The organism is Frisingicoccus sp. (genome assembly GCF_048388605.1).
In the GTDB taxonomy this organism is placed as follows: Bacteria; Bacillota; Clostridia; order Lachnospirales; family Lachnospiraceae; genus Frisingicoccus.
In genome coordinates this window covers 80,237-106,532 of sequence record NZ_DBGCTU010000051.1, presented here as the reverse complement: position 1 = coordinate 106,532, position 26,296 = coordinate 80,237, and the positions used below count along the sequence as shown (strand labels likewise).

Annotated in this window: 23 protein-coding genes, 3 pseudogenes and 1 other annotated feature; of the genes and pseudogenes, 25 read left to right on the top strand and 1 reads right to left on the bottom strand. The window is 44.0% G+C overall.

What is annotated here, in order from left to right; all coding sequences use genetic code 11:
- Positions 1 to 6 precede the first annotated feature (6 nt).
- The 14 genes and pseudogenes from ACMN7X_RS13880 (at position 7) to ACMN7X_RS13815 (ending at position 10,929) form a co-directional block, all read left to right on the top strand.
- On the top strand, positions 7 to 984 hold the full coding sequence (locus ACMN7X_RS13880) for a biotin--[acetyl-CoA-carboxylase] ligase (protein WP_418748048.1): 978 nt from the start codon (positions 7 to 9) through the stop codon (positions 982 to 984).
- Positions 985 to 994: 10 nt separating this feature from the next.
- On the top strand, positions 995 to 1,333 hold the full coding sequence (locus ACMN7X_RS13875; protein WP_418748047.1) for a DUF6145 family protein: 339 nt from the start codon (positions 995 to 997) through the stop codon (positions 1,331 to 1,333).
- Positions 1,334 to 1,345: 12 nt separating this feature from the next.
- The gene (locus ACMN7X_RS13870) at positions 1,346 to 2,119 is read left to right on the top strand and encodes a type III pantothenate kinase (RefSeq protein ID WP_418748046.1); all 774 of its coding nucleotides are present in this window, start codon (positions 1,346 to 1,348) and stop codon (positions 2,117 to 2,119) included.
- Positions 2,116 to 3,066 carry a tRNA dihydrouridine synthase DusB gene (dusB, locus tag ACMN7X_RS13865; protein ID WP_418748045.1) on the top strand — a complete coding sequence of 317 codons (951 nt, stop codon included), beginning with the start codon at positions 2,116 to 2,118 and terminating at the stop codon, positions 3,064 to 3,066. The genes ACMN7X_RS13870 and dusB overlap by 4 nt, the downstream gene beginning before the upstream one ends.
- Positions 3,067 to 3,193: 127 nt before the next feature.
- On the top strand, positions 3,194 to 3,679 hold the full coding sequence (gene greA, locus ACMN7X_RS13860) for a transcription elongation factor GreA (protein WP_412281845.1): 486 nt from the start codon (positions 3,194 to 3,196) through the stop codon (positions 3,677 to 3,679).
- Between the two features lie 14 nt (positions 3,680 to 3,693).
- Positions 3,694 to 5,178: pseudogene (lysS, locus tag ACMN7X_RS13855) on the top strand (lysine--tRNA ligase); the annotation flags it as partial.
- 154 nt (positions 5,179 to 5,332) lie between these two features.
- On the top strand, positions 5,333 to 5,692 hold the full coding sequence (locus ACMN7X_RS13850; protein WP_418748044.1) for a hypothetical protein: 360 nt from the start codon (positions 5,333 to 5,335) through the stop codon (positions 5,690 to 5,692).
- A gap of 304 nt (positions 5,693 to 5,996) precedes the next feature.
- Entirely contained in the window at positions 5,997 to 7,106 is a 1,110-nt protein-coding gene (locus ACMN7X_RS13845) for an AAA family ATPase (protein WP_418748043.1), read from the top strand.
- Positions 7,107 to 7,250: 144 nt separating this feature from the next.
- On the top strand, positions 7,251 to 7,808 hold the full coding sequence (locus ACMN7X_RS13840; protein WP_418748042.1) for a M48 family metallopeptidase: 558 nt from the start codon (positions 7,251 to 7,253) through the stop codon (positions 7,806 to 7,808).
- Between the two features lie 16 nt (positions 7,809 to 7,824).
- Positions 7,825 to 8,059, top strand: a pseudogene (locus ACMN7X_RS13835) (arsenate reductase family protein).
- A complete protein-coding gene (locus tag ACMN7X_RS13830) occupies positions 8,040 to 8,474 on the top strand; it encodes a hypothetical protein (protein ID WP_418748041.1) in 435 nt (144 codons plus the stop codon). The pseudogene ACMN7X_RS13835 and the gene ACMN7X_RS13830 overlap by 20 nt, the downstream one beginning before the upstream one ends.
- 216 nt (positions 8,475 to 8,690) lie before the next feature.
- Entirely contained in the window at positions 8,691 to 9,152 is a 462-nt protein-coding gene (locus ACMN7X_RS13825) for a hypothetical protein (protein ID WP_418748040.1), read from the top strand.
- Positions 9,153 to 9,361: 209 nt separating this feature from the next.
- Positions 9,362 to 9,532: pseudogene (locus tag ACMN7X_RS13820) on the top strand (sugar O-acetyltransferase); the annotation flags it as partial.
- A gap of 395 nt (positions 9,533 to 9,927) precedes the next feature.
- On the top strand, positions 9,928 to 10,929 hold the full coding sequence (locus ACMN7X_RS13815; RefSeq protein WP_418748039.1) for a helix-turn-helix transcriptional regulator: 1,002 nt from the start codon (positions 9,928 to 9,930) through the stop codon (positions 10,927 to 10,929).
- 12 nt (positions 10,930 to 10,941) lie between these two features.
- Here ACMN7X_RS13815 and ACMN7X_RS13810 read toward each other — a convergent pair whose 3' ends face one another.
- Entirely contained in the window at positions 10,942 to 11,484 is a 543-nt protein-coding gene (locus ACMN7X_RS13810; protein WP_418748038.1) for a TetR/AcrR family transcriptional regulator, read from the bottom strand.
- Positions 11,485 to 11,642: 158 nt separating this feature from the next.
- Here ACMN7X_RS13810 and ACMN7X_RS13805 point away from each other — a divergent pair, with 158 nt between their 5' ends.
- From ACMN7X_RS13805 to aspS, 11 genes are all read left to right on the top strand, one after another.
- Positions 11,643 to 12,530 carry a DMT family transporter gene (locus ACMN7X_RS13805; RefSeq protein ID WP_418748037.1) on the top strand — a complete coding sequence of 296 codons (888 nt, stop codon included), beginning with the start codon at positions 11,643 to 11,645 and terminating at the stop codon, positions 12,528 to 12,530.
- 742 nt (positions 12,531 to 13,272) lie between these two features.
- Complete coding sequence (locus ACMN7X_RS13800; protein WP_418748036.1) at positions 13,273 to 14,880, top strand: auxin-responsive protein; 1,608 nt, start codon at positions 13,273 to 13,275, stop codon at positions 14,878 to 14,880.
- 23 nt (positions 14,881 to 14,903) lie between these two features.
- Complete coding sequence (locus tag ACMN7X_RS13795) at positions 14,904 to 16,064, top strand: histidine kinase N-terminal 7TM domain-containing protein (RefSeq protein WP_418748035.1); 1,161 nt, start codon at positions 14,904 to 14,906, stop codon at positions 16,062 to 16,064.
- On the top strand, positions 16,010 to 17,440 hold the full coding sequence (locus ACMN7X_RS13790) for an HD domain-containing phosphohydrolase (RefSeq protein ID WP_418748034.1): 1,431 nt from the start codon (positions 16,010 to 16,012) through the stop codon (positions 17,438 to 17,440). Before ACMN7X_RS13795 ends, ACMN7X_RS13790 begins: the two co-directional genes overlap by 55 nt.
- A 232-nt stretch (positions 17,441 to 17,672) precedes the next feature.
- Positions 17,673 to 19,040: an MATE family efflux transporter gene (locus ACMN7X_RS13785; RefSeq protein WP_418748033.1), complete on the top strand. Its 1,368-nt coding sequence runs from the start codon at positions 17,673 to 17,675 to the stop codon at positions 19,038 to 19,040.
- 27 nt (positions 19,041 to 19,067) lie between these two features.
- Complete coding sequence (locus ACMN7X_RS13780; RefSeq protein WP_418748032.1) at positions 19,068 to 19,586, top strand: N-acetyltransferase family protein; 519 nt, start codon at positions 19,068 to 19,070, stop codon at positions 19,584 to 19,586.
- Between the two features lie 15 nt (positions 19,587 to 19,601).
- Positions 19,602 to 20,648, top strand: coding sequence for a 16S rRNA (cytosine(1402)-N(4))-methyltransferase RsmH (gene rsmH / locus ACMN7X_RS13775; protein ID WP_418748031.1), 1,047 nt, complete (start codon positions 19,602 to 19,604; stop codon positions 20,646 to 20,648).
- Between the two features lie 28 nt (positions 20,649 to 20,676).
- On the top strand, positions 20,677 to 22,047 hold the full coding sequence (locus ACMN7X_RS13770) for an MATE family efflux transporter (RefSeq protein ID WP_418748030.1): 1,371 nt from the start codon (positions 20,677 to 20,679) through the stop codon (positions 22,045 to 22,047).
- 45 nt (positions 22,048 to 22,092) lie between these two features.
- Positions 22,093 to 23,175 (top strand): diguanylate cyclase domain-containing protein, encoded by a 1,083-nt coding sequence (locus ACMN7X_RS13765; protein ID WP_418748029.1) that lies wholly within the window; start codon positions 22,093 to 22,095, stop codon positions 23,173 to 23,175.
- Positions 23,176 to 23,220: 45 nt separating this feature from the next.
- The gene (locus ACMN7X_RS13760) at positions 23,221 to 23,985 is read left to right on the top strand and encodes a sulfite exporter TauE/SafE family protein (RefSeq protein WP_418748028.1); all 765 of its coding nucleotides are present in this window, start codon (positions 23,221 to 23,223) and stop codon (positions 23,983 to 23,985) included.
- A gap of 52 nt (positions 23,986 to 24,037) precedes the next feature.
- Positions 24,038 to 24,295, top strand: a binding site (T-box leader).
- A gap of 108 nt (positions 24,296 to 24,403) precedes the next feature.
- A complete protein-coding gene (gene aspS, locus ACMN7X_RS13755; protein WP_418748027.1) occupies positions 24,404 to 26,149 on the top strand; it encodes an aspartate--tRNA ligase in 1,746 nt (581 codons plus the stop codon).
- Positions 26,150 to 26,296: the final 147 nt, after the last annotated feature.

Below are 26,296 nucleotides of genomic sequence, written 5' to 3'. Positions count from 1 at the left end.
GCTTGAGTGAAAGAAGAAATTTTGCAGATGTTGAAATCACGACAGGATTTTGTGTCCGGACAGGAGTTATGTGAACAATTTCGGGTTTCCCGGACGGCTGTCTGGAAGGTCATCGGACAGCTTAAAAATGAGGGATATGAGATTGAGGCGATAAACCGAAAAGGTTATCGCCTTATCGCCAGTCCGGATATACTTACTGAGAGTGAGATATTAAGCGGTATGACTACCGGGGTGATGGGACGCCATGTATATTATTATGACTGTCTCGGTTCCACCAATGATCAGGCCCGGATGTTGGCTGAGAAGGGAGCGCCGGACGGTTCACTGGTGGTCGCGGAGACCCAGAATACAGGGAAGGGCCGGATGGGACGGACCTTCTTTTCGCCGGAGGGCTGTGGTGTCTGGATGTCTCTGATTTTAAAACCGGATATTCCGCCGGTGGATGCGTCGATGATTACGCTGATTGCCGCCATGGCTGTCCAGGAGATGATGGAAAGCTTTGGTTTGAAATCCGGCATCAAATGGCCGAATGATCTGGTGATCGACCGCCGGAAAACAACAGGTATTCTGACAGAGATGAGCGCCGGCCCGGATGTGATCAATTATATTGTTGTCGGCATCGGTATTAATGTCAATATGAAAGCGTTTCCGGAAGATTTGAAGGATACCGCCATATCGATGGCGATGGCTTCGGGGCAAACCTATCATCGGGCGGAGGTGATTCGCAGGGTGATGCAGTATTTTGAAGCCGATTACCGTCAGTTTCTGGAAGCGGGCGACCTTTCCTTTTTGAAGGATAAATACGATGCCGCTCTGATTCATTTGAATAAGGAAATCAGTGTTCATGAAATACGACGGGTATGGCGGGGTATTTCCCGTGGAATTAATGATATCGGGGAGCTGATCGTCTCCACGGATGAGGGCGATACGACGGTGCGTTCCGGGGAGGTTTCGATTCGGGGCATTTATGGGTATGCAGAATAGAGGAAGTGCTATGTGTCAGGAAAATGTGGTCTTATGCGCAGCCAGCGCCTATGAGCAGAAATTTTATTTGAACGAAGATTTTGCCGATCTGCCGGAAGGCATCAAAGAAGATTTAAAGATCATCTGTGTGCTGTTCACGGCGGAAGTGGGCGGCGTCCTCATTATGGAGTTTGGGCCGGAAGGTGATCTGCAGCTCCGGGTGGATGTGGCTGAAGAAGATATTTTATATGATGAGATTGGAAGTGGATTGAAAATCAAACAACTGCAGCAGGAGCGGGCGGAGCTGTTTGAATCATTAGAAATGTATTACCGGGTATTTTTTCTGGGAGATACAACGGGATTAGAATGAGGAGGTAAAGATATGTTATTGGCGATTGATATTGGAAATACGAATATTACGATGGGGCTTTTCCGCGGCGAGATTCTTATGGGGAACTTTCGAATGACAACTCAGATGCCGAGAACTTCGGATGAATATGGCGTTTTGATCCGCGAACTGATTCGAAATGCGGGGTTTGAACCGAAGGACATTGAGCAGGTCATCATTGCATCGGTTGTACCGGATATTATGTACTCCTTTACGAGCGGTATAAAAAAATATTTCTGTGCCGAGCCGATTATTGTCGGGCCGGGTGTGAAAACCGGTGTGCGGATCAATGCGGAAAACCCAAAGGAAGCCGGAGCCGATCTGATCGTCGATGCGGCGGCTGTCAAAGAAATTTATGGCGGACCGGCAATTGTCATCGATTACGGTTCAGCGACAACTTTTGAATTGATTCTTGAAGACGGAAGCCTGGATGCGGTTGTCATTGCTCCGGGAATTCAGATGAGCGCCGACGCACTGAGCAATCGGACGGCAAAGCTTCCGGATGTAGAGATCAAAAAGCCAAAAACGATTTTAGCAAAAGAAATTATTTCCAATATCCAGGCCGGACTTTTCTATGGAAGTATCGGTGAAGCCGAATATATTGTAAAGAAAATGAAAGAAGAATCCGGATTGCCGAATATCAAAGTAATTGCCACCGGCGGTCTCGGAGGAATTATCGCGGAGGAATGTGAAGCAATTGATGTTTACGACAGCCTTTTAACATTGAAGGGACTTCGTATTATTCATAAACGTTGTACAGGAAAATGAAAATAGGAAATGTAACACTTGAAAATAATGTAATAGCGGCACCAATGGCAGGCGTGACAGACCTGCCATTTCGCTTGCTTTTAAAGGAGCAGGGCGTAGGACTTGTGTGCAGTGAAATGGTCAGCGCCAAAGCAATTTATTATAACAATAAAAATACGGAAGCATTGATGGTGACCGATGCCCGGGAGCATCCGTTTTCTTTGCAGCTTTTCGGTTCAGAGCCGGAGCTTATGGCGGATATGGTAAAGAAAATAGAAGACCGCCCTTTTGATATCATTGATATTAACATGGGCTGTCCGGTGCCGAAGGTGGTCAATAACGGCGAGGGTTCGGCGCTGATGAAACAGCCGCTGCTGGCCGGGCGCATTATTGAAGCCATGGCTAAGGCGACGGATAAGCCGGTGACGGTGAAAATCCGCAAGGGTTTTGACGATTCCTGTGTCAATGCGGTGGAGATGGCCCATATTGCCCAGGAGAGCGGAGCGGCCATGATCACTGTCCATGGGCGGACAAGAGAACAATATTATCATGGAAAAGCGGATTGGGATATCATCCGCCGGGTCAAAGAGGCCGTTTCAATTCCGGTGATCGGAAATGGAGATATTGATTCGCCGGAGGCAGCCCGTGCTATTTTCAGTCAGACCGGCTGCGACGGTATTATGATCGGCCGGGGACTCCAGGGAAATCCGTGGCTGGTCGGCCAAATTCTTTATGGGAAACCAAAACCCACAATCGAAGAGGTTGTCGCTATGATTCTCCGTCATGCTCGGATGCAGATCGAGTTTTCGGGAGAGTATCTTGGAATCCGGCAGATGCGCAAGCATGTGGCGTGGTATACGGTTGGTTATCCCGGTTCGTCCAAACTGCGAGGCATGGTGAATCAGGTGGAAAGTATGGCGGCGTTGGAGGAGCTGCTCGGCAGATATATGGAGCGGGGACGGCAGTGAACCGTCTGAGATTGTTTGGAAAAACAGCGGGAAATGGGGAAGTGCGGATATTGACACACCCGGTTTCTTACGCTATAATACTAGGAATGTAAATATCTATATAAATATAAGGAAGGGCGTAATTAAAGTGGAAGCTAAGAAGAATATCTTAACATTTGCCGGACTTAAAGCATTAGAAGATGAATTATTTGAATTAAAGGTCGTTAAAAGACAGGAAGTTGCTCAGAAGATTAAAGAAGCCAGAGAACAGGGAGACTTATCTGAAAATGCTGAATATGATGCAGCAAAGGATGAACAGCGGGATATCGAAGCAAGAATTGAAGAGATTGAAAAAATTCTTAAAAATGTAGAAGTTGTCGATGAAGATGAAGTGGATTTGGAGAGTATCAGCATTGGCTGTCGTGTACGTCTTTATGATGTGGACATGGATGAAGAAGTGGAATACCGTATTGTTGGTTCCACAGAAGCGGACAGCCTGAATTTTAAGATTTCCAATGAATCACCGGTGGGAAGCGCTCTTCTCGGACGGAAAGTCGGCGAGACAATTGAAGTGGAAACCCAGAGCGGTCTGCTGATGTTCCGTATTCTGGAAATTCAGAGAGCAAACATTTAAGGGGGAAACAAACAGTGGCAGGAGAAAAGAATGTTCAGGCACAGGATATTAATCAGCTTCTGAAAGTGCGCAGAGATAAATTAAAAGACCTTCAGGATAATGGTAAGGACCCTTTTGTTATTACAAAATATGATGTAACCCATCACAGCCAGGAGGTCAAAGACAATTTTGAAACATTGGAAGGGCAGAAAGTGTCTCTGGCCGGCCGTGTGATGTCCAAACGAGTTATGGGAAAAGCCTCTTTCTGTCATATCCAGGATCTGCAGGGAATGATTCAGTCCTATGTAGCCCGTGACAGTATTGGCGAAGAAGAATATAAAGCATTCAAGAAGATGGATATCGGTGATATTGTCGGTTTAAAGGGAGAAGTTTTTAAAACGAAAACCGGAGAAATCTCGATTCACGCATCTGAAATAACACTGCTTTCCAAGAGTCTGCAGATTCTTCCGGAGAAATTTCACGGCCTGACAAACACAGATATCCGTTATCGTCAGCGCTATGTGGATCTGATCATGAATCCGGAAGTGAAAGATACATTTATTAAGCGTTCTCAGATCATCAAGGAAATCCGTAATTTCCTTGATGGCCGCGGCTTCATGGAGGTTGAGACTCCGATGCTTGTGTCCAATGCCGGAGGCGCTGCAGCCAGACCGTTTGAGACCCATTACAATGCGCTGGATGAAGATGTAAAACTCCGTATTTCCCTGGAGCTTTACCTTAAACGTCTGATCGTCGGCGGCTTGGAACGGGTTTATGAAATCGGCCGTGTATTCCGCAATGAGGGCGTTGATACCCGTCATAATCCGGAGTTTACCCTGATGGAATTATATCAGGCCTATACCGATTATGAAGGTATGATGGAGCTGACAGAAAGCATGTTCCGCTACCTTGCAGAAAAAGTCTGCGGCAGCGCTGTGATCAAATATAATGAAACCGTTATCGATATGTCCAAGCCTTTTGAGCGGATCACGATGATTGATGCCGTTAAAAAATATTCCGGCGTTGATTTCTCTCAGGTTGCAACCGATGAAGAAGCAAAAGCGCTGGCAGATGAACACCATATCGAATATGAAGCGCGCCATAAGAAGGGCGATATCATCAACCTTTTCTTCGAGGAATTCTGCGAGGATAAGATGATTCAGCCAACCTTCGTTATGGACCACCCGGTGGAGATTTCCCCGCTGACAAAGAAAAAACCGGAGAATCCGGAACTGGTAGAACGTTTCGAACTGTTTATTTATGGACGTGAAATGTGCAACGCCTACTCCGAGTTAAATGATCCGATTGACCAGCGGGAACGTTTTGCTGCCCAGGAAGAAGCCTTCGCGGCCGGCGATGAAGAAGCAAATCATACCGATGAAGACTTCCTCAATGCACTGGAAATCGGTATGCCGCCGACAGGTGGTATCGGCTACGGCATTGACCGTCTCGTTATGCTTCTCACCGATTCCCAGGCGATCCGTGATGTTTTGCTCTTCCCGACGATGAAGAGTTTGGATAAATAAATCCAGTGTTTATGCGGGTTTCAGGAGTTACAGTTGACACTTTGACACCAATCTGACACCAAATGGTGTAAATATTGGTGAGGGATGGAAGAATTTTATAATTTTAAGATTAAAACCTTGAGAGGGTAATGCTTCTCAGGGTTTTTTTATGCGATGTAGTCTAGTTGAATACTGGCTGGTAATTTATAATATTGAAATTGCACAACATAATTGGTGTTGCAGTGAAGATTGTCCTTGCAGCCAATATTATGATGGAATTATTGATAGAACTACACTTGACAGCTATGCCAAGGAAGACAGATTTGTTTTCGGAGTATTTTTTGTTGACGAAGCCTATGAAGGGGACAATCGTGATGAGAGCTATGTAACGACATCTTCTAAATACAAGTTGAGTTTATCCCTTGAAGAAGCAAAGAAAATATTGTTTTGGAATTATTATCACAATGAAAATGCTCCAGAAAAGGTTGCTTGTGGACCAGGTTTACATAGATATATTACCGATGTTTAGGCAGCTTGTATGCTTAGAGACATGGCAAAGCTTAAAGAAAACACTTCAGAGCAGGAGCTGGCGAGGGAGTTTCTTGAGTATTTTTGTAATATAAACAGACTTGATAGAGATGGGCTTCCTGAGTTAGATGGGGCATTAAAAAGATAGAAGGGCATAGGCTTATAGCTGTTCAAGCAAGAGGACGATATTGTGAAGAACATGCAACGAAGAAAAACGGCAAGTATACTGTAGGAAAATTACGGATATGATTGATTTTTTTTGCGGATAATCATATAATAGATAAAAGAAGTGGGAGGTGGTTATCATGTTAAAGAAATTTAGTGTTGAAAACTTCAAAGGCTTTAAGGATAAGATTACATTCGATATAGGCTTACCAAGCAATTATAGCTTTAATTCAGAAATTATTGAGAATAGTTGTGTTGCCAAAGGGATTATCTATGGCATTAACAGCTGTGGTAAATCAAATCTTGGATTGGCCATATTTGATATTATTACTCATTTGACAGAAAAGCAGAAACTTCTCCAGAGCTATGACTTCTATCTTAATATGAGTGGAAGAAAATCATTTGCAGAGTTTGAATATACTTTTGTGTTTGATGAGCACGAAGTTATTTATAAGTACAGCAAAACAGATGTGAATACTTTGAGGAGCGAGAGTTTGTCAATTGATGGCAAAGAGGTTATATTTTTTGATTTTCTAACAAGGGATGGCTTTACGCTGCTTGAAGGTTCAGATACTTTAAATGCTTCAATTAAGAATGAAAGCCCGATTTCGCGAGTGAAATATGTGAATAGCAATTCAATTCTTGAGGATAATGAGCAGAATCAGGTGTTCAAGAAATTTATTGATTTTGTTGAGCGTATGCTGTTATTCTATTCGCTGGACAGCCGAGGCTATGAAGGATTTATGAATGGCTCCGAGAGCATTGCTGAGGGAATTGTTAATAGCGGAAAAGTGCAGGATTTCCAGGAATTTTTAAAAGAAAATGATATTGAGTACGAATTGTATGGATGCGAAGTTGATGGAAGAAAAGCTATTTATTGTCACTTTGATAATATGGATGCAGACTTTTTTAAGATTGCTTCTACGGGAACAAGATCCCTTGCGCTGTTCTATTACTGGTATATCCGTATGGAAAAAGCATCATTTGTTTTTATAGATGAGTTTGATGCATTTTATCATTATGAATTATCGGAGTCAGTACAGAAGAGACTCAAAAGAATACTTGGGGTTCAGATATTTACAACCACGCATAATACGAATCTTATGAGCAATGATCTTCTCAGACCGGATTGTTACTTCCTGCTTGAGAATAATAGTATCAAAGCTATTTCGGAACTCACTGAAAAGGAACTACGACAGGCACATAATCTTCAGAAAATGTATAAAGCGGGTGCATTCAATGGCAGATGAGTGCTTTTCTAGAATTCCTTGTAGATTATTTTGGAATGAAGCTTTGGAAAACTTGCGTGAAGCATACAAAAAATCGCTTGGAAAACCAGCTGTGCAAATGAATACACAATAAGAACGGAGCGTTTGCAGAGAAGGAGGCGCACTATGGATGTTACGGTGATCAGATCAAATAGAAAAACTGTGGCTATCCAGGTAAATTCTGACCTGTCAGTAACAGTAAGAGCACCAAGGCGCGCATCTCAGAAGGATATTGAGCGAATCCTTAAGGAAAAAGAGGCTTGGATCCTAAAACATGTTGAGCAGATCAGGGAAAAGAAGGCTGCATATGATGCTATGGAAGTGGATTATCTGACGAATGAGGAGATTCATGAACTTGCGGATAGGGCGTTAAAATACATTCCTGAGAGAACTGCATATTTTGCGAAAATTATTGGTGTTGATTATGGTCGTATAACAATTCGAAATCAGAAAAGCAGATGGGGAAGCTGCAGCAGCAAAGGTAATCTGAATTTCAATTGCCTTCTGATGCTGATGCCGGTTGAAGTTATTGATTATGTTGTGGTTCACGAATTGTGCCATAGGAAAGAGATGAACCATTCTAAGGCGTTTTGGAGTGAAGTGGAGAAGGCGCTTCCGGATTATAAGAATTCAGTTAAGTGGCTGAAGGAAGAAGGAAGCAATATTATGCGGAGACAGAGATAAGAAGAGATGGATTAGTGTGAATATACAGATTTTTGGAACGAAGAAATGTAATGATACGAAAAAAAGCAGAACGCTATTTTAAAGAGCGTGGCATCAAGTATATTGCTGATGAGGATAAGCTGGAGAAGATTCTTGAGAATCCGCAGGTGATTAAGACTCCGGTTGTCCGAAATGGAAAGAAATCAACATTTGGCTATCAGCCGGATGTATGGGAGGAATGGGGGGAATTGAGTGATAAATCTAAAAAATGAACAAATAAAACATAAAAGTTGGGGGCTCGGAGATGTTGTTGAACAGACGGATACTTATATCAAAATAGAGTTTTCTGTCGGCATAAAACAATTCCAATATCCCGAAGCTTTTGAAAATTTCCTGAAGTGTTCGGACACTCAGCTCCAAGAGAAAATTCTCAGTGATCTTGCGGATAAGAAACAGCAGGAATCTGAGAAGAAAATTAAACTTCAGGAGGAACGCAGAAAGACAGTAAAAACATACGAACATGCAGCGAAGACCGTTTCCGGAAAAAAGAAAACCTATCCAAAAGAAAACATTGCCTTTAAGTGTAATTTCTGTAATGGAGGCAGCAATGAAAATGGTATACCCTTTCGGGCATCCCGCATATCAAATGCTTCGCATGGGCGCGCTTCGTCAAGCTCCGCGCGATAAGGTATAGGATATAAGTGCGCCTGCTCAGATGAACTTATAGCCTATAATATTGAAGTTGCACAACATAATTGGTGTCGCAGTGAAGATTGTCCTTGCAGTCAATACTATGATGGTATTATTGATAGAACTACACTTGACAGCTATGCTGAAGAAGACGGCTTTGTATGTTATGAAAGTCAAATGCTTAGAAATTGGACAGCGTTTGCAGGCTTTGCATTGACAAAAGAAAATAACCAAAGACCGATGAGACTCAATAAAGTTCAGATTAATAGCTTAGCCATACTTACAACAAGAGTTCCGCACGCACCGGAAAAAGACAGATTTGTTTTTGGAGTATTTCTTGTTGACGAAGCCTATGAAGGGGACAATCGTGATGAGGGTTATGTAACGACATCTTCTAAATACAAGTTGAGTTTATCCCTTGAAGAAGCAAAGAAAATATTGTTTTGGAATTATTATCACAATGAAAATGCTCCGGAAAAGGTTGTTTGGGGACAAGGCTTACATAGATACATTACCGATGTTCAGGCAGCTTGTATTCTTAGAGATATGGCAAAGCTTAAAGAAAACACTTCAGAGCAGGAGCTGGCGAGGGAGTTTCTTGAGTATTTTTGTAATATAAACAGACTTGATAGAGATGGGCTTCCTGAGTTAGATGGGGCATTCCGGCAGATGTGACACTAATAGAAAAACTGTGGCTATCCAGGTAAATTCTGACCTGTCAGTAACAGTAAGAGCGTTAAGGCGTTTTGGAGTGAAGTGGAGAAGGTGCTTTCGGATTATAAGAATTCGGTTAAGTGGCTGAAGGAAGAGCGAAGCATCCGCATTTGAAAGTCAAGGAGGAAAAAAGAAAATGAATAATCAGGAAAGACGCGACAAGGGAATGGTGTACGATTCTGGATGTGGCGAGAGTAAAAATCGGAGACAACTGTCAGATGGCGCCGAATGTAGCAATCTATGCAGCCGGACATCCGGTTCACCCGGACACGAGAAATTCAGCATATGAATACGGCATTGAGGTAACGATTGGTGATAATGTATGGATTGGCGGTAATACGGACAGCCATTCGTGAAGATTAAGAAAAGATACAGAACTGATGAACTTGTGAGTGATCACAGTTTGTCAGTTCTGTTTTTCTTTTTAGGTGGTATTTTTATCGGACAGCTAATGTTATAAAGTATATGCAACAGAGAAGAGTAAAGCAAAGGAGCGAGAGGTATGAAAGGGTACAACACAGAAAATGGTTATATGGGATATGTAGATGGCGGATATAGGCTTTTCGCCAGCGAAGCGGATTATATGGAGTGGCTGGAAGATTAATTTGAAAGATTTGGAAAGTCCGGCAATGTGACGAAAAATTTGCAAAAGAGCTGTATGATGTACGATAATTTTCCCAGCTATGTTATAATGTTTATAATTATAAAACATTATTTTGAGCGGAGGAAAAGGGATATGTCAAGGGGAACGAAGCAGAAATTTAAATTGTATCGTCTTGCACAGATTATGTTGAAAAATACGGATGAGGATCATTATATAACTATGCCGGAGATTATGTCTGCGCTGGGAGAATGTGAAATCACGGCAGATCGCAAGAGCATTTATAATGATCTGAGAGATCTTGAAACGCTGGGAATTGAGGTGGAAGGTGAGCCGGTGGGAAATCGGTATCATTATCATGTGGTAGGACGGCCGTTTGAACTGCCCGAATTGAAACTTTTGGTAGATGCCATTCAGTCATCGAAATTTATTACGGAGCGGAAAACCAATGCCCTGATCAAAAAATTAGAACAGCTTGTCAGTAAATATGAGGCATTGAAGCTTCAGCGGCAGGTATACGTTTCCGGAAGAATCAAGACAATGAATGAGAGCATTTATTATACGGTGGATGCCATTCATAATGCTATTTCTGAAAATAAGAAGATTCGATTTCAGTATTTTCAGTGGAATGTGAAAAAAGAAATGGAGCTTCGTCATAATGGAGCCTGGTATCATATCAGTCCCTGGGGGCTTTCATGGGATAACGAGAATTACTATCTTGTAGGATATGATTCTGCTGCCGGACAGATTAAACATTACCGGGTTGATAAGATGCTGCATATCCGGATGTCCGAGGAAGAAAGAGAAGGTAAAGAATACTTTAAAAAATTGGACATGGCGGATTATGCGAAAAAAAGTTTTGGGATGTTTGGCGGGGAAGAACAAAGAGTGAAACTTCTGGTGGCAAATTATCTTGCCGGAGTGATTATTGACCGGTTTGGAAAAGATGTGATGATGCTTCCGGAGGATGAGGATCATTTTACAGTAAATGTGGATGTTCATGTCAGCAATCAGTTCCTTGGATGGATATTTTCTCTGGGAGAAGGTGTGAAAATAGTGTCCCCGGATGAGGTGCTGGAACAGATGAATCGAGAGATCACCCGGTTGATCGGACAGTATATGAGACGCTGTAATTAAAATACTTTCCCCTTATTTTGTTAATGCCATATAGTATTCAACCACTTTTTCGGGAGGAATTTCCATACCGCTGCCGGCCCACCATTTAACTGCTTCTGCAAAACTGCTTACATAATGATTTAGTACAAAGTCTTTTGGAATTTCTGAAAAAGAGGGTGATTCATAATCTTCAAACAGTTGTCTTAAATAGGTTTTGAAATATTGCAGAAAGAGATCACTGCTTTCGCCTGACAGTACAATAATAATATCTTTTTTTTGTTCTTTCAGATGATAGAGCAGATGTGTCAGTTTATCAGTCAGGGTGTTGTTTTCTTTTGAAAAATCGTGGTGTTCTTCCGCGTTCAGCACATTCGAAAAGATGTGACCGAAAATCTGCCTGCATATCGCATTCAGCAGATCATCTTTTGTTTCAAAATGAGCATAGAAGGTACTGCGCCCGATATTCGCTTCGTTAATAATTTCCTGCACTGTAATGTGGTTATAACTCTTTTTTTCGAGTAATCTGCTGAATGCTTTGAAAATGGCCTCTCTTGTTTTTTGCTGCCGTCTATCCATAATTTTTCTCCGTACAGATTTGTTAAAATGTTCCATAACGTACACTTGGCCCGATTTGGTTATTGTTACATGAGATAACCGAGTGATATAATCGAACAGGATGTTTGATAACATACGAATTATATCGTATTTTGATAGTTGCGTCAAGGAGGATATTAATGGAAGAAAACATTAGGAAAGGAATAACGTTTGCCATAATTGCAGCGGCATTGTATGCTGTAAATGCCCCTTTTTCGAAGATATTGCTTGATTTTATGCCGCCTACTTTAATGGCAGGCTTTTTATATATCGGGGCGGGAGTCGGTATGGTTTTTATTGCCTGTATTCGAAAGTTACGGAAAACGGAAACGAAAGAGTTGAAATTGACAAAGTCAGAGCTGCCATATACAGTTGCTATGATACTGCTGGATATTGCAGCGCCAATCTGTTTGATGATAGGGCTGAATACTACTACAGCAGCAAATGCCGCGCTGCTTAATAATTTTGAAATCACAGCAACGGCGATCATTGCTCTTATAGTATTTAAAGAGAAAATCAGTTTAAGGCTATGGCTTGGAATATTATTTGTAACGTTATCATGTACAATTCTGTCTTTTGAAGATATATCAAGTCTTCGTTTTTCTTACGGTTCTCTGTTTGTAATTCTTGCCGCCATATGTTGGGGATTTGAAAACAATTGTACTCGGAAAATATCTTCCAAAGATCCTTTACAGATTGTCCTGCTGAAGGGTATCTTTTCCGGTATAGGCTCTATTATCATCGGCCTGTGCATCGGAGAACGCATATCAGCATTTTGGAGTATAGCCGCCGTCCTTGGCCTGGGATTCGTGGCCTATGGATTGAGTATCTATTTTTATGTGAATGCACAGCGTTTGATTGGCGCGGCACGAACAAGCGCCTATTATGCAGTTGCGCCATTTATAGCGGTGCTGTTTTCTTTGGTTATATTCAGAGAGACGCCCTCAGTTACTTATTTCATCGCTTTTATATTAATGATGGTGGGCGCCTGGCTTTCATCACAGGATAAACCGCTCACATCCTTTTGATGTAATTTATTTTCGTGAAATTTAAAATCTCATTTTAGATTTTCGTTAAAAATGTAGATTTTGATTGAGATTTTGATTGAAAGGATCTGGGAAAGAGGGTATAATAAAGTACAACACGGTAAGCAGAAAATTGGGGTTATAGAGCATGGGGACTTTGGCTTTAGGGACAGCGGGGTTTATACTATACTTTTTGTACGATATAGATAGTGTGAAAAAGATACATCCGCTGATGCGGAAATTTTTTGGAGCGGGCAGCTTGTGCGTGACTCTTGCTACCATATGGGAATTGGTACATGCACTGGAGGAAAAACAATGCCTTCCTGTGTATTGGATTGTATGGAGTCTGGGCTGTGCGCTTTTTTTAGTTCTGCTTATATATACTTTGTTTTTTGCTTTGCCTTTTGAAGAAACCTATTTGAGAGAAAGTGGTGCCCGGAAAGCATACACGGGTGGTATATACGGCTTATGCCGTCATCCGGGTGTGTTGTGGTTTGCAGGACTTTTTTTGTGCCTGTGGGGGCTTTCGGGGAATTTAGGATCCGGAAAATATTTTCTCTCTATGATTTTGTGTAATTACCTTTATATTATTTTGCAGGATTTATGGACCTTTCCAAATACATTTGTGAATTATGGAATATATAAAAAGAGCACACCGTTTTTGATTCCCAATGGAAAAAGTATCAAACAATGTTTAAAGGACATGGCAGGGAAGGAAAAGAACCCGTAATGGAGGGTGACGAAAATGAATCTGAAAGAAAAACTGAAAAAACAACAGTATAATGAAATTTGGGAGAAATACTGTGGCTTTCTGGATCTTACCATGGATGGATATATGCAGATTCAGCGTCGTTTGATGGAGGAACAGATTCGGCTGTGGAGCAACAGCGGTCTTGGACAGTCTATTTTGAAGGGAAAACATCCGGAAAATCTGGATGAGTTCCGGCAGATGGTGCCGCTGACCACCTATGATGATTATGCGGATATGCTTCTGTCTAAACGGGCGGATGTCCTGCCGGGCAATCCGATCATCTGGATTCAGACTACCTGGGAGGGAGGAAAGCATCCTATCAAGGTGGCGCCTTATACCCGGAGTATGTTGGATACTTATCGGAATAATGTGACTGCCTGTCTGATTTTATCAACCAGTACAGAAAAGGGAAAATTTGATGTGGAAAACACGGATAAGATTCTCTATGGTTTGGCGCCGCTGCCTTATGCCACGGGGCTGTTTCCTTTGGCATTGGGGGAAGAGGCGGATATTGAGTTCCTTCCGGCTGTGAAGGATGCGGTAAATATGAGTTTCAGCGAGCGGAATAAAGCGGGATTTAAGATGGCGATGAAACGGGATGTGGAGTTTTTCTTCGGCCTGGGCAGCGTGGCTTATGCGGTGAGCCAAAGTCTGTCCGCCATGGGCAGTTCCGGAAAATCTCTCGGCGCCCTTGATCTGCTGAAATTTCGTCCCCATATGATTTACCGGCTGTTGCAGGCAAAACAGCGCTGCCGTCAGGAAGAGCGGGATATGCTGCCCAGAGATTTGTTTAAATTAAAGGGCTTTATGGTGGCGGGAACGGATAATCAGTGTTATAAAGATGATTTGGAGCGGCTTTGGGGAATTCGTCCTATGGAACTGTTTGCGGGAACGGAGCCTTCTATCATCGGCACGGAAACCTGGACCAGGAATGGAATGTACTTTTTCCCGGATACGGCATTTTATGAGTTTATAACGGAAGAAGATATGCTGAAAAATTATGAGGATCCTACCTATATTCCGAGAACTTGCCTGATGGATGAGGTGGTTTTGGGAGAGAAGTATGAACTGGTATTCACAGTTCTGAAGGGCGGAGCCTTTGCCCGGTATCGGTGCGGGGATATGTATCGGTGTGTTGGGCTGGAGAATCGGGAAGATCAGACGGTGATTCCAAGATTTGAGTATATGGACCGTGTGCCTTGGATCATTGATATCGCAGGTTTTACACGGATTTCGGAAAATGGGATCCGAAGTGTGATAAAATTATCCGGCCTGCCTATCCGTGATTGGGTAGCGATAAAGGAATATAATGAAATGCACCGCCCTTATCTTCACATGTATGTGGAGGTGGAGCAGGGGGCATTAGTGAATCGGGCTATGAGCTCGGAGATTTTAAAGGAGCTTTTGAGCACCTATTTCAAATATATTGATTCGGATTACCGTGATTTAAAGAAAATTTTGGGTATGGACCCGCTGGTTGTTACCGTTTTGCGGTGCGGGAGTTTCCATGCCTACAGGCAGCAGGAGGGAAAGAAAATCCGGCATATGAGCCCAAGCCGTCATGAGATTTCCCGTTTGCTGAAAATACAGGAGATATCGTAGACCTGGGATAGAGGGAGATAGACATGGAGACTTACTGCTATATTTCAATGATTGCCTTGTTTTGTTATGCTTTTATGTTGCTGACGTTTCTTGCAGCGAAAAAGGACAAGCTGGTGAATAGTTTCTTGATTGTGCTGGTAGCCCTGATTTTTTGGACTGGCGGTTCTGTTTTCATGCGTTTAGAGCTGTGGCCCGATTATAAATTCTGGTTTCAGGTATCTCTTTGCGGAATTTTGCTGCTGCCTTATGCTTATTACCGGTTTATTAATGTTTTTTCGGGAATCCGGGAACAGTGGGTTGGAAAAATCTATATTGTGGTTATGATGGCCTGTTTTCTGGTCAATTGGAAGTATGGCTGGTTGTTGGCGCCTCCTGCCCTGGTGAAGCATGGTGGTGACATAACATTTGTATATGATATGGATTTAAAGGCGGCGGGATTCTTTTTGGTGGCAGCGGCGCTGCTGGCTCATATGTTCCGAAATCTGGTGAAGGTTTGCCGGAGCAATAAGAATATGCGCCGTCAGTATGAACCTTTGATCGTGGGGATCGTGCTTTTGTTTGCCGGAAATCTGGCTATCGCCATTCCTTTTTTTGAAGGTTTTCCTATCGATCTGCTGTGTGGTCTTCTGAATGCTCTTGCCCTGCTTTTTGCATTGATACGCAGACGGTTGTTTCGATTGCAGATGCTTGCGTCCGAGGGATTGTGCTACGGCGTGGGCCTGATGTTTTGTTTGATATTTTTTGCCAATCTTTCGCCTTATCTGCAAAGATTTGTGCAGCGCCATATTCCGCCGGCAGAGGGGCACTTTGTTATGATATTTGCGGTGCTGTTTTTGTTGGCATACCTGTTATTTACATTTGTTTGGCGGCTTTTGATGAGCAATGTTTTTATCAAGGAAGAATTGCTTCAGGCGGAGCAGCTGAAACGGTTTGGAAGGACTGTTTCCAAGACACTGCGGCTGCAGGATATTATGGAGGCGACGATTCAGGTCATTAAAGATACGATTCAGACAGAAAGTATCTATATTTGTATTCAGAACGGACCGGGTATGGCTTATCAGGGGAGGTATAGCGACCGCCCTCTGAGTGATTTATCTTTTGCTTTGGAGGAGGAAAATCCGATCGTTCAGTGGCTGAAAAAAATGACGATCCGCTGTTGTACAGGGAGTTCCGTTACAGTGTAGAATATAAATCCATGTGGGAGAGCGAGAAGCACGAGTTGGAGAAGATGGGTCTTCATTGCTGCGTGGCATTAAAAGATGACAATCAGCTTGTGGGGATTCTTCTGCTGTGTGATCATACCGGGAAGAGACAGCTGGGATACAGTGATCTCCAGATTCTTTCTTCGATTACATCGGTAGCTTCCATTGCCGTTAAAAACGCCAGAATGTATGAGCAGGCCTGCCTGGAGGCCAGAACCGATGAACTGACGGGGCTGCTGAACCGTAAGTATTTTTATGAGATTCTGAATCAGGAGTTTGAGAAGAATATAGACGGCTCTCTGGTGCTGGCTATTTTCAATGTAGATGATTTTAAACTGTACAATCAGCTGTATGGGATGAAGGAAGGAGATTATTGCCTGAAACGCATTGCGGGAATTATTCGCGGCAGTGTGGGAGAGCAGGGATATGTGGCCAGATACAGTGGAAAAGAGTTTGCTGTCCTTCTGCCGGGGTATGATGTGCTTTCGGCCCGTACCCTGATGGAGTCCATTCAGAAACAGATTTATGAGATGAACAGCCATGAGCAGAACTTTAAACTGAAGGCCATTACAGTCAGCGTGGGCATCAGTGCTGCTCCTTATGCGGCAAAGAGTGTAAAAGAACTTCTTAATAATGTGGATATGGCGGTGTACCATGTGAAGCAGAGCGGGAAGAATGGCCTTCGGGTATTTGATACGGCATTTCAGCAGAACCTGGAATTGGAAGATACAAGAAAACATGTACACATTTATAAAGAATACGAATCCACCATCTATGCTTTAACGGCAGCTATCGATGCCAAGGATCACTATACTTTCAGCCATTCCAACAACGTAGCCTATTATGCTGTGGAGTTGGCGCGGTATCTGGGGATGAATGAAGATGTGGTGGAAATTATCCGACAATCCGGTCTTTTGCATGATGTGGGAAAAATCGGTATTCGGGAAACGATTCTTAACAAAGAAGGCGCTTTGACCAGCGAGGAATATGAGATCATTAAAGGCCATGTAGAGGCCTCGATCGATATCATCCGGCATTTGCCTTCTCTGGATTATGTCATACCGGCTGTAATCGGTCATCATGAGAGATATGACGGCAAAGGATATCCGAGAAGGATTGCGGGAGAGGATATCCCGGCTACGGCCCGAATTCTGTGCATTGCGGATTCTTTTGACGCCATGACGTCCAAACGTTGTTATAAACGGGCTTTTTCAGTGGAAAAGGCAAAGAGAATTTTGCAGGAAGAGGCCGGAAAACAATTTGATCCTGCAATGGTTGAGGCTTTCGTGAAATGCCTGGAGGAAGGCCGGATTAAGCTGGTAAATGGTGAGTTCAGCGGTGAGAGCGGAAATGTATAAAAAAAGATGAAGTGATTTTTCACAGATGCCTCCGGATATGCATAGGATAATATCCGGAGGTGTTTTATTATGCGGAAAAGCAGTGCTCACCGGCGTTGACACCCGAATCTTTGTGTAGTAGAATACAATCAATGTTGAATTGGGTTTCAGATATTGATGAGAGCTGGAACAGGGGGAGGATCTGCGGGCCCTCCTTTTTTTGCATCATTACTTGATGGAGGATTGACAGAAAATGCAGAGAGAAAAGCAGGATTTGACCAGAGGGCCGCTTGGAAAACAAATATTATTTTTTAGTATTCCATTGATATTTTCAAATCTTTTACAGGTTTTATTTAATATGGCGGATGTGGCGGTTTTGGGGAAATTTGCCGGAACAGCGGCTCTTGGAGCAGTAGGCTCAACAACAACTTTGGTGACGATGTTTACAGATTTCCTTATCGGCTTATCCGGCGGGATCAATGTATTGACAGCGCGGCATTTTGGGGCAAAGGATAAGAAAAATATGGTTGAGACCGTGCATACGTCGCTGCTCCTCAGTATTATTGTTGGCTTTTTACTTTTATTTGGCGGATGGATATTTTCAAAGGGGATTCTTTTGCTGTTGCAGACAAAGCATGAGCTGCTTTCAGGCGCGGTTTTATATATTCGCATTTATTTGCTGGGAATGCCGGCTCTGGCTGTTTATAATTTTGGCAATGCGGTGTTCAGCGCAGTGGGTGAGACAAAGCGGCCTTTATATTATCTTTCTCTGGCCGGGGCGTCCAATATTGTGCTGAATCTCTTTTTTGTGATCGTGTGTCATATGGATGTGGCGGGAGTGGCCGCCGCCAGTGTGATCTCCCAGTATATTTCGGCATTTCTTATCGTAAGAGCGTTGGTAAGAAGCCGGGAAATATATGCCCTGCGTTTGAGTAATCTGCATATAAGCAGGAACAATGCATGGGCTGTTATACATATCGGTGTTCCGGCCGGACTGCAGAATGCGATTTTCCAGATGGCTAATCTTTTTATTCAGACGGGGGTCAATTCCTTCAGCGCAACTCTGGTTGCGGGCAATGCGGCGGCGATGAATGAGGATGCGATCGTATTCAGCGTAATGATGGCCTTTTATACAGCCTGCGGAAGCTTTATGGGACAGAATTATGGGGCCGGAAAAAAGGAGCGTATTCGGAAAAGTTATCTGTTCAGTTTGGCCTATGCCTTTGGCAGCGGCATGATTTTGGGCGCTTTAATGGTATTTTTCGGCCCTTCATTTCTGCGGTTATTTACCAGCGATGCGGCGGTTATCGAGGCGGGAATGTATCGTATAACGTTTATGGGCCTGTTTTTGGGGTTTTCCGCCTTTATGGATTGTACTATTGCCGCGTCGAGAGCTCTTGGGAAAAGCTTTATACCGACAGTGATTGTCCTCCTTGGCGCCTGTGTATTCCGGATCATATGGGTGTATACGATTTTTGCGTATTTTCAGACAGTGCCTTCGCTGTATTTACTGTATATTTTTTCCTGGAGCATTACGGCCTTTGCGGAAATTTTATACTTTATTCATGTGTATAAAAAACATATTTCGCCCATCGGTTCGAATGGGTGTGGTATGATATAGAGAGCGAAGATTAAGGAGAGGTAGTTTATGATCAGAAAAGCATTGCCGGCGGATATTCCGGCGGTTGCGCGGATTTATAATGAGATTCATACGGAGGAAGAAGCCGGCCGCGCATCGATTGGCTGGATAAGGAGTATTTATCCGACGCGAAAGACGGCGGAGACTGCCCTGGAAAATGGAGATTTATATGTCATGGAAGAGGAAGGGCGTATTGTGGCGGCCGGCAGATTGAACCAGAGGCAGGAGGATTCCTATGCGGAAGCGAAATGGGAATATGATGCGGCAGAGGCGGAAGTGATGGTTTTGCACACTCTGGTTGTATCTCCCCGGGAAGAGAATCGAGGGCGGGGGAAGGCCTTTGTACGATTTTATGAGGACTTTGCCCGGAAACACGGCTGTAAGTATCTGAGAATGGATACAAATGAGAAAAACAGCCGGGCTCGCCGTTTTTATAAAAATATGGGTTATAAAGAGGTTGGAATTGTTCCATGCGTGTTTAACGGTATTAAAGGTGTTCCGTTGGTGTGCCTGGAAAAGAAGCTTTAAAAGTGGAGGATAAGGATGAATCAGGAAAAAGAGCATAAACGGCGTGTGCGGTATTCAGGCACACATCCAAAGAAATACAGTGAAAAATATAAAGAGCTGCAGCCGGAAAAATACGGCGATACGATCTCGAAAGTGATTCAGAAGGGAAGCACACCGGCGGGGATGCACATTTCAATTTGTGTGAAAGAAATTTTGGATTTTCTGCAGATTCAGCCGGGACAAAAAGGACTGGATGCCACATTGGGATATGGGGGACATACGCTGGAAATGTTAAAATGCCTGAAATCTCAAGGTCATATTTATGCGCTGGATGTGGATCCGATCGAGTCGGCAAAGACAAAAGAGAGATTGGAGCGGTTAGGCTACGGCGAAGATATTTTAACGGTTCAGCTTCAGAATTTTGCCAATATCGACAAGGTGGCCGAAGAAGCCGGACTTTTTGATTTTGTGTTGGCGGATCTGGGAGTATCCTCCATGCAGATAGATAATCCTGAACGGGGATTTTCCTATAAGCATGAAGGACCTCTGGATTTGCGGATGAATCCTCAGAAGGGGACGAGCGCTGCCGAGCGTCTCAGAGAGGTTTCCCGGGAAGAACTGGAGGGAATGTTGATTGAAAATTCGGATGAACCCTATGCGGAAGAAATTTCCAAAGCAGTGATGGCGCGGATGAAACGAGGAGCGAAAATTGAGACGACAACTCAGTTAAAAAATGTGATTGAAGAAGCCCTTTCCTTCATTCCGGCGAGTGAGCGGAAGGAAGCTGTCAAAAAATCCTGCCAGAGAACTTTTCAGGCGCTGCGGATTGATGTCAACAGCGAGTTTGAGGTGCTGTATGAGTTTTTGGAAAAGCTTCCCCATGTACTTGCTCCGGGCGGCCGGACAGCCATTCTGACTTTTCATTCCGGGGAAGACCGGTTTGTGAAAAAGTCCTTCAGGCAATTAAAAAAGCAGGGTATCTACCGGGAAATTTCCGAAGAAGTGATTCGCCCATCGGCGGAAGAATGTGCGCGGAACAGCCGGGCCCGCTCCACAAAAATGCGGTGGGCGATTAAAGCATAAGTGCAGTTGTATGAAGGGAGATAAATTAATGAGTAATACAAAGGGATTATCCGATGATTTTACCCAGGGAAGTATTGCCGGAAAATTGCTGAAGTTTATGGTGCCGATTTTGGGTGCGCTCGTGCTTCAGGCTATGTACGGCGCTGTGGACCTGTTGGTGGTCGGCCGGTTTGGAACGGATGCGGGGATATCGGCGGTGGCTACGGGCACTAATATTATTAACCTTGTAACTTTTGTAATTACCAGTTTAACAATGGGCGTGACGGTGGTTATCAGCCGTTTTCTGGGCGAACGCAAGCCGGAAAGGATCGGAAAGGTCATCGGCGGTGCTGTTTGCTTTTTTGCGCTGCTGTCAGTTGTTCTGATGGCTCTTTTACTGGCTTTTGCCCCGGTATTTTCTTCATGGCTGAATGCGCCGGAGGCTGCCTTTGATCTGACGGTAACTTATGTGCGGATCTGCGGAGCAGGAATTGTATTTGTGGTGGCCTATAATGTGATCAGCGGTATTTTCCGCGGACTTGGCAATTCCAGACTGCCGTTAATCTTCGTGGCCATTGCCTGTGTGACGAATATTATCGGGGATTTGTTGTTTGTGGCTGTTTTTCATATGAATGTGGCCGGAGCGGCTTTGGCAACGATCCTGGCTCAGGCGGTGAGCGTGGTCCTTTCATGGATCATTATCCGGCGGCAGAATCTGCCCTTTATCATGTCCCGAAAGGATATTGGCTTTCACCGGGAAATATTGTTCTTTTTGCAGACCGGCGTGCCGATCGCTTTTCAGGAATTGCTGACGAATATTTCCTTTTTGATACTCTGCGCCATTATTAATGGAATCGGGCTGGAGGCGTCCTCGGGCTATGGTATTGCCCAGAAGGTTGTCGCCTTCGTGATGCTCGTACCTTCATCTCTGATGCAGTCCATGTCCGCCTTTGTCGGGCAGAATGTGGGGGCAGGCCGGGAGGACAGGGCCAGGAAAGCCATGTATACGGGAATGGCTATCGGAGCCTTTATCGGAATATTTATTTTTGCTGTTTCATTTTTCAGGGGAGACGTACCGTCCGCCCTGTTTACATCGAATCCGGAATATATAGCCAAATCGGCAGAATATCTGAGAGGATTCAGCCCGGAAGCCATATTAACCTGTGTTGTCTTTAGTTTTATTGGATTTTTCAACGGGCACGGCAGGACAATGCCGGTAATGTTTCAGGGGATTACGGCATCGTTTTTAGTCCGGGTGCCGTTATCTTATTTGTTCAGCCTGAAACCGGATGCAACGCTGGTGGATATCGGACTGGCAGTTCCGGTGGCCTCGGTCTATGGTATTTTGTTTTTTTCGGTGTGTTATCTGTTTTATCTGCGTTCTTATCGGACAAGACTGGATAAACAGGCAAAAATGTGATATCGTATAAAAAGACTAATTTAATCAAGGGTAGGAGAAGAAGAGATGGCCTGGATTAGGATTAAAGATGTTATGGCGGGGATGCACGAGGCAATCCGTGATGATAAGATGAGAAAAGAGCTGATGTTTGAATGGCTGAACATCCTTTTGGCGTTGGTATCATTTTTTATGACGGTGGTAAATGTCTTTACTAAAGAATATATACTGATGGTGAGTACATTTATTTTTTCTGTGGCATGTATTATTAATGCCGTCTTAATAAGGCGGGGAACAAGGGTAAAAAGGATCACTTATACGATTTTTGTTGTTGAAACACTTGCACTGCTGGCTTTTTTTCTGATTTCAGGTATTCCTAATGGATTCAGCGCTCTGTGGATGTGTCTGATTCCTTCTTTTTCGCTTTTAATCTTTGGAAGGAAATCCGGGACACGTTACAGTATTGTTACTTTTTTTATGCTTCTTTTTTTCTTTTGGCTTCCTTTTGGAAGAAAAATGCTGTGGTACCATTATACGGATGAGTTTATGCTCCGCTTTCCATTTCTTTTTGTCGCCTGCTATTTACTGGCCTTGTTTATTGAGGTGATTCGGGCCCAGACTCAGAAACAGCTTCTGGAGTCGGAACGGAAATACTATTATCTATACCGCCATGATGCGCTTACCGGGTTGTATAACCGTTATGGATTTAATGCCGTTGTGGATGCGGACTATAAGAATCCCGGGCCGGGAAAAGTGGGCATGATGATTCTTGATATTGATGATTTCAAACATATAAACGACCGGTATGGCCATAATAACGGCGATATTGTTCTGCGGGGAATCGCGCAGATCATACGGCGGTCCTTTTGCGAGAAAACTTATTACTGCCGTTGGGGCGGGGAGGAGTTTACCGTATATTTGCACTGCGAACATGATTATAAAGAGGCCGCGGAAAGGCTTCGCCGTTATGTGGAAGAAGCAGAGTTCAGATCCGGGGAACTGGTTATGAAAGTGACTGTCAGCGTGGGCCTTTGCATTTCAAATTCTATGGAAAATGTCAATGTGGCAATGCTGGTGAATAAAGCGGATCAGTGCCTGTATATGGCAAAGGCGAGAGGAAAAAATTGTGTGATGAGTACGGAAATTCCGTGATGGAAGGACCAAATCGGATATTTATTATAGGAACAGGTGGTTTAATTGTTGGAAAAACTGATCGTTTGTTTTATCGCCGGAATCGGAGCCGGCCTGGGGACAGGTTTTGCGGGAATGAGCGCCGCGGCGGTGATCAGTCCGATGCTGATCACTTTTTTGAAAATGGAACCTTATATGGCTGTGGGAATTGCATTGGCCAGCGACGTATTGGCCAGCGCGGTTTCTGCATATACTTATGGGAAAAACAAAAATCTGGATATAAAAAACGGGCTGGTGATGATGATCTCGGTGCTTTGTTTCACGCTGGTCGGCAGCTATGTGTCAAGCCTTGTCCCGAGTACGACCATGGGCGGGTTTTCAACGGTAATGACGTTGATCCTGGGCATTAAATTTATTGTCCGCCCGGTAATGACGACGAAGGAAGCCCGTAAAAATGTAAGCCGCAAAAAGCAAGTGATTCAGTCAATTGTGAGCGGCATTATCGTCGGATTTATCTGCGGTTTTGTCGGTGCGGGCGGCGGTATGATGATGCTGCTGATCTTAACCAGTGTTCTCGGATACGAATTAAAGACAGCTGTTGGAACCAGTGTGTTTATTATGGCCTTTACGGCCTTCACCGGCTCGGCTAGCCATTTTGCCATCGGAGGTACGCCGGATATGTTCTGCCTCATCTGCTGCATATTGAGTACACTGCTCTGGGCACGGATTGCGGCGAAATTTGCCAATAAATCATCGCCGATCGTTTTGAACCGGGTGACGGGCGTTGTGCTGGCGGTTCTGGGTGCGGCTATTCTGGTTGTAAAACATTGATAAAAATACAATTTAGTACTTGACAATTTTAAAGTATAGGTATAAAATTCTCAGAAAAGCGATGACGGAGAGAAGTACTGTAGATTATCGTTTCCAGAGAGCGGGTGATGGTGAGATACCCGTAAAGTGAATTTACAGGAATAACACTCTATCAGCTGCAAACTGAAAACCGTCAGGGGAAGGAACTTTCTCCTTTCGGATGAGTAGGGGCGCCGTGAGCTGGACGTTAAAACAGCAGGTCATGAAGGTGACTGTTATTATGACAGTAAGTCAGGTGGTACCGCGGATATATACACTGTTCGTCCTGAATAAAATTTCAGGATGGGCAGTTTTTTTATTGTTAAAATAAAAAACGCTCCACACAGTCCTTTTTTGAACACATTCCAATAATGAGCAGAACAGAAAGGAAGAGGGAAATATGTCAAACGTATATCGCAGTAAAACAATGGATCAGGTGAGTGAAAGTGATATCGGTACGGAAGTGAAACTGGCCGGATGGGTCGAAAATATCCGTGATCATGGCGGCGTATCCTTTGTGGATTTAAGGGATATGTATGGGGTTGTTCAGGTGGTATTCAGGAATACGGATTTGTTTAAAGGGATTCGTAAAGAACAGTGTCTTTCAGTGGAGGGCGTTATCGAGGAAAGGGATGAGGAAACCTATAATCCAAAGATTGCGACGGGGACAATTGAACTGGAAGTTCACAGAGTAGAAATTCTCGGAAAGGTTTACCGGGATCTGCCTTTTGAAATAGCGACATCCAAGGAGATCCGGGAAGACGTTCGACTGAGATACCGTTATCTGGATTTGAGAAATCAGAAAGTGAAAGATAATATTTTATTCCGCTCCAAAGTGATTCGTTTTTTGCGGAATAAGATGGAGGATATGGGCTTTACGGAAATTCAGACGCCGATCCTCTGCGCGTCCTCGCCGGAGGGAGCCAGGGATTATATCGTGCCGTCCCGTGTCCACAAAGGAAAATTTTATGCGCTGCCTCAGGCGCCGCAGCAGTATAAGCAGCTTTTGATGGCGGCGGGCTTTGATAAATACTATCAGATCGCACCGTGTTTTCGTGATGAGGATGCCCGGGCGGACCGTTCTCCGGGGGAATTTTACCAGTTGGATTTTGAGATGAGCTTTGCCACCCAGGAGGATGTATTTAAAGTTGGGGAAGAAGTTCTGGCGGAAACCTTTAAGACCTTTGCGCCGAAGGGTTATACGGTAACGGAAGCGCCTTTCCCGGTGTTCAGCTATAAGCAGGCGATGCTGGAATTCGGCACGGATAAGCCGGATCTCCGCAACCCGCTGCGTATCATCGATGTGACCGAGTTTTTCCAGCGGTGTACCTTTAAGCCGTTCCATAAAAGGACGGTGCGGGCCATCCGGGTACACGGTGATTTGTCCAAAGGTTTCCATGAAAAGCTTTTGAAGTTTGCTCAGGAGATCGGCATGAGCGGCCTCGGTTATCTGGAAGTCCTTGAGGATATGAGCTATAAAGGGCCGATCGATAAATTTATTCCGGAGGATATGAAGAAGGAGCTGGCTGAAATTGCCGACTTGTCTGTAGGCGATACGATTTTCTTTATCGCAGCGTCGGAAAAACTGGCCTGCAAATATGCCGGGCAGATCCGCGATGAGTTGGGGAAACGGATGAATCTGTTGGAAGAAAAGGCTTATCGCTTCTGCTATATCAATGATTTTCCGATGTATGAGGTAGATGAGGAGACGAAGGAACTTGGCTTTACCCATAATCCGTTCTCCATGCCTCAGGGCGGACTGGAAGCTCTGCAGACAAAGGATCCGCTGGACATTCTGGCATATCAGTATGATATTGTCTGCAACGGTGTGGAATTGTCTTCCGGCGCTGTGCGGAATCATGATATTGAAATCATGGTAAAGGCTTTTGAAATTGCGGGCTATGATGAAGAAGTTCTGAAAGAAAAATTCGGCGCTTTGTATAATGCTTTCCAGTTTGGGGCTCCGCCTCACGCCGGTATGGCGCCGGGAGTTGACCGTATGATCATGCTTCTCAGAAATGAAGAGAATATCCGAGAGGTCATCGCCTTCCCGATGAACAGCAGCGCCCAGGATCTGATGTGCGGCGCACCGGGAATAGTGACGGAAAAACAGCTCAGAGAGGCGCATATTAAGGTCAGGGATTAAAAAATAAAAGGAAATTTTGATGAGAACCGGAAAGGCAGAAACCGGTTCTCATTTTTTTTGAAATAAGCGGATGACACGGTGAAATAAAAGTGTTATTATGAGTCTTGAGGCCTTTGATCAGGGGCTAAATAAATGTAGGAAGATGAT

What these genes read in the sequence shown, in the direction of transcription:
- rsmH (WP_418748031.1), top strand. Translation starts at nt 19,602, where the DNA reads ATGAATCAGGAAAAAGAGCATAAACGGCGTGTGCGGTATTCAGGCACA.
- ACMN7X_RS13840 (WP_418748042.1), top strand. Translation starts at nt 7,251, where the DNA reads ATGGATGTTACGGTGATCAGATCAAATAGAAAAACTGTGGCTATCCAG.
- ACMN7X_RS13875 (WP_418748047.1), top strand. Translation starts at nt 995, where the DNA reads ATGTGTCAGGAAAATGTGGTCTTATGCGCAGCCAGCGCCTATGAGCAG.
- ACMN7X_RS13815 (WP_418748039.1), top strand. Translation starts at nt 9,928, where the DNA reads ATGTCAAGGGGAACGAAGCAGAAATTTAAATTGTATCGTCTTGCACAG.
- ACMN7X_RS13810 (WP_418748038.1), bottom strand. Translation starts at nt 11,484, where the DNA reads ATGGATAGACGGCAGCAAAAAACAAGAGAGGCCATTTTCAAAGCATTC.
- ACMN7X_RS13780 (WP_418748032.1), top strand. Translation starts at nt 19,068, where the DNA reads ATGATCAGAAAAGCATTGCCGGCGGATATTCCGGCGGTTGCGCGGATT.
- ACMN7X_RS13765 (WP_418748029.1), top strand. Translation starts at nt 22,093, where the DNA reads ATGGCCTGGATTAGGATTAAAGATGTTATGGCGGGGATGCACGAGGCA.
- ACMN7X_RS13800 (WP_418748036.1), top strand. Translation starts at nt 13,273, where the DNA reads ATGAATCTGAAAGAAAAACTGAAAAAACAACAGTATAATGAAATTTGG.
- ACMN7X_RS13850 (WP_418748044.1), top strand. Translation starts at nt 5,333, where the DNA reads ATGCGATGTAGTCTAGTTGAATACTGGCTGGTAATTTATAATATTGAA.
- ACMN7X_RS13870 (WP_418748046.1), top strand. Translation starts at nt 1,346, where the DNA reads ATGTTATTGGCGATTGATATTGGAAATACGAATATTACGATGGGGCTT.
- dusB (WP_418748045.1), top strand. Translation starts at nt 2,116, where the DNA reads ATGAAAATAGGAAATGTAACACTTGAAAATAATGTAATAGCGGCACCA.
- ACMN7X_RS13785 (WP_418748033.1), top strand. Translation starts at nt 17,673, where the DNA reads ATGCAGAGAGAAAAGCAGGATTTGACCAGAGGGCCGCTTGGAAAACAA.
- ACMN7X_RS13795 (WP_418748035.1), top strand. Translation starts at nt 14,904, where the DNA reads ATGGAGACTTACTGCTATATTTCAATGATTGCCTTGTTTTGTTATGCT.
- ACMN7X_RS13770 (WP_418748030.1), top strand. Translation starts at nt 20,677, where the DNA reads ATGAGTAATACAAAGGGATTATCCGATGATTTTACCCAGGGAAGTATT.
- ACMN7X_RS13845 (WP_418748043.1), top strand. Translation starts at nt 5,997, where the DNA reads ATGTTAAAGAAATTTAGTGTTGAAAACTTCAAAGGCTTTAAGGATAAG.
- ACMN7X_RS13805 (WP_418748037.1), top strand. Translation starts at nt 11,643, where the DNA reads ATGGAAGAAAACATTAGGAAAGGAATAACGTTTGCCATAATTGCAGCG.
- aspS (WP_418748027.1), top strand. Translation starts at nt 24,404, where the DNA reads ATGTCAAACGTATATCGCAGTAAAACAATGGATCAGGTGAGTGAAAGT.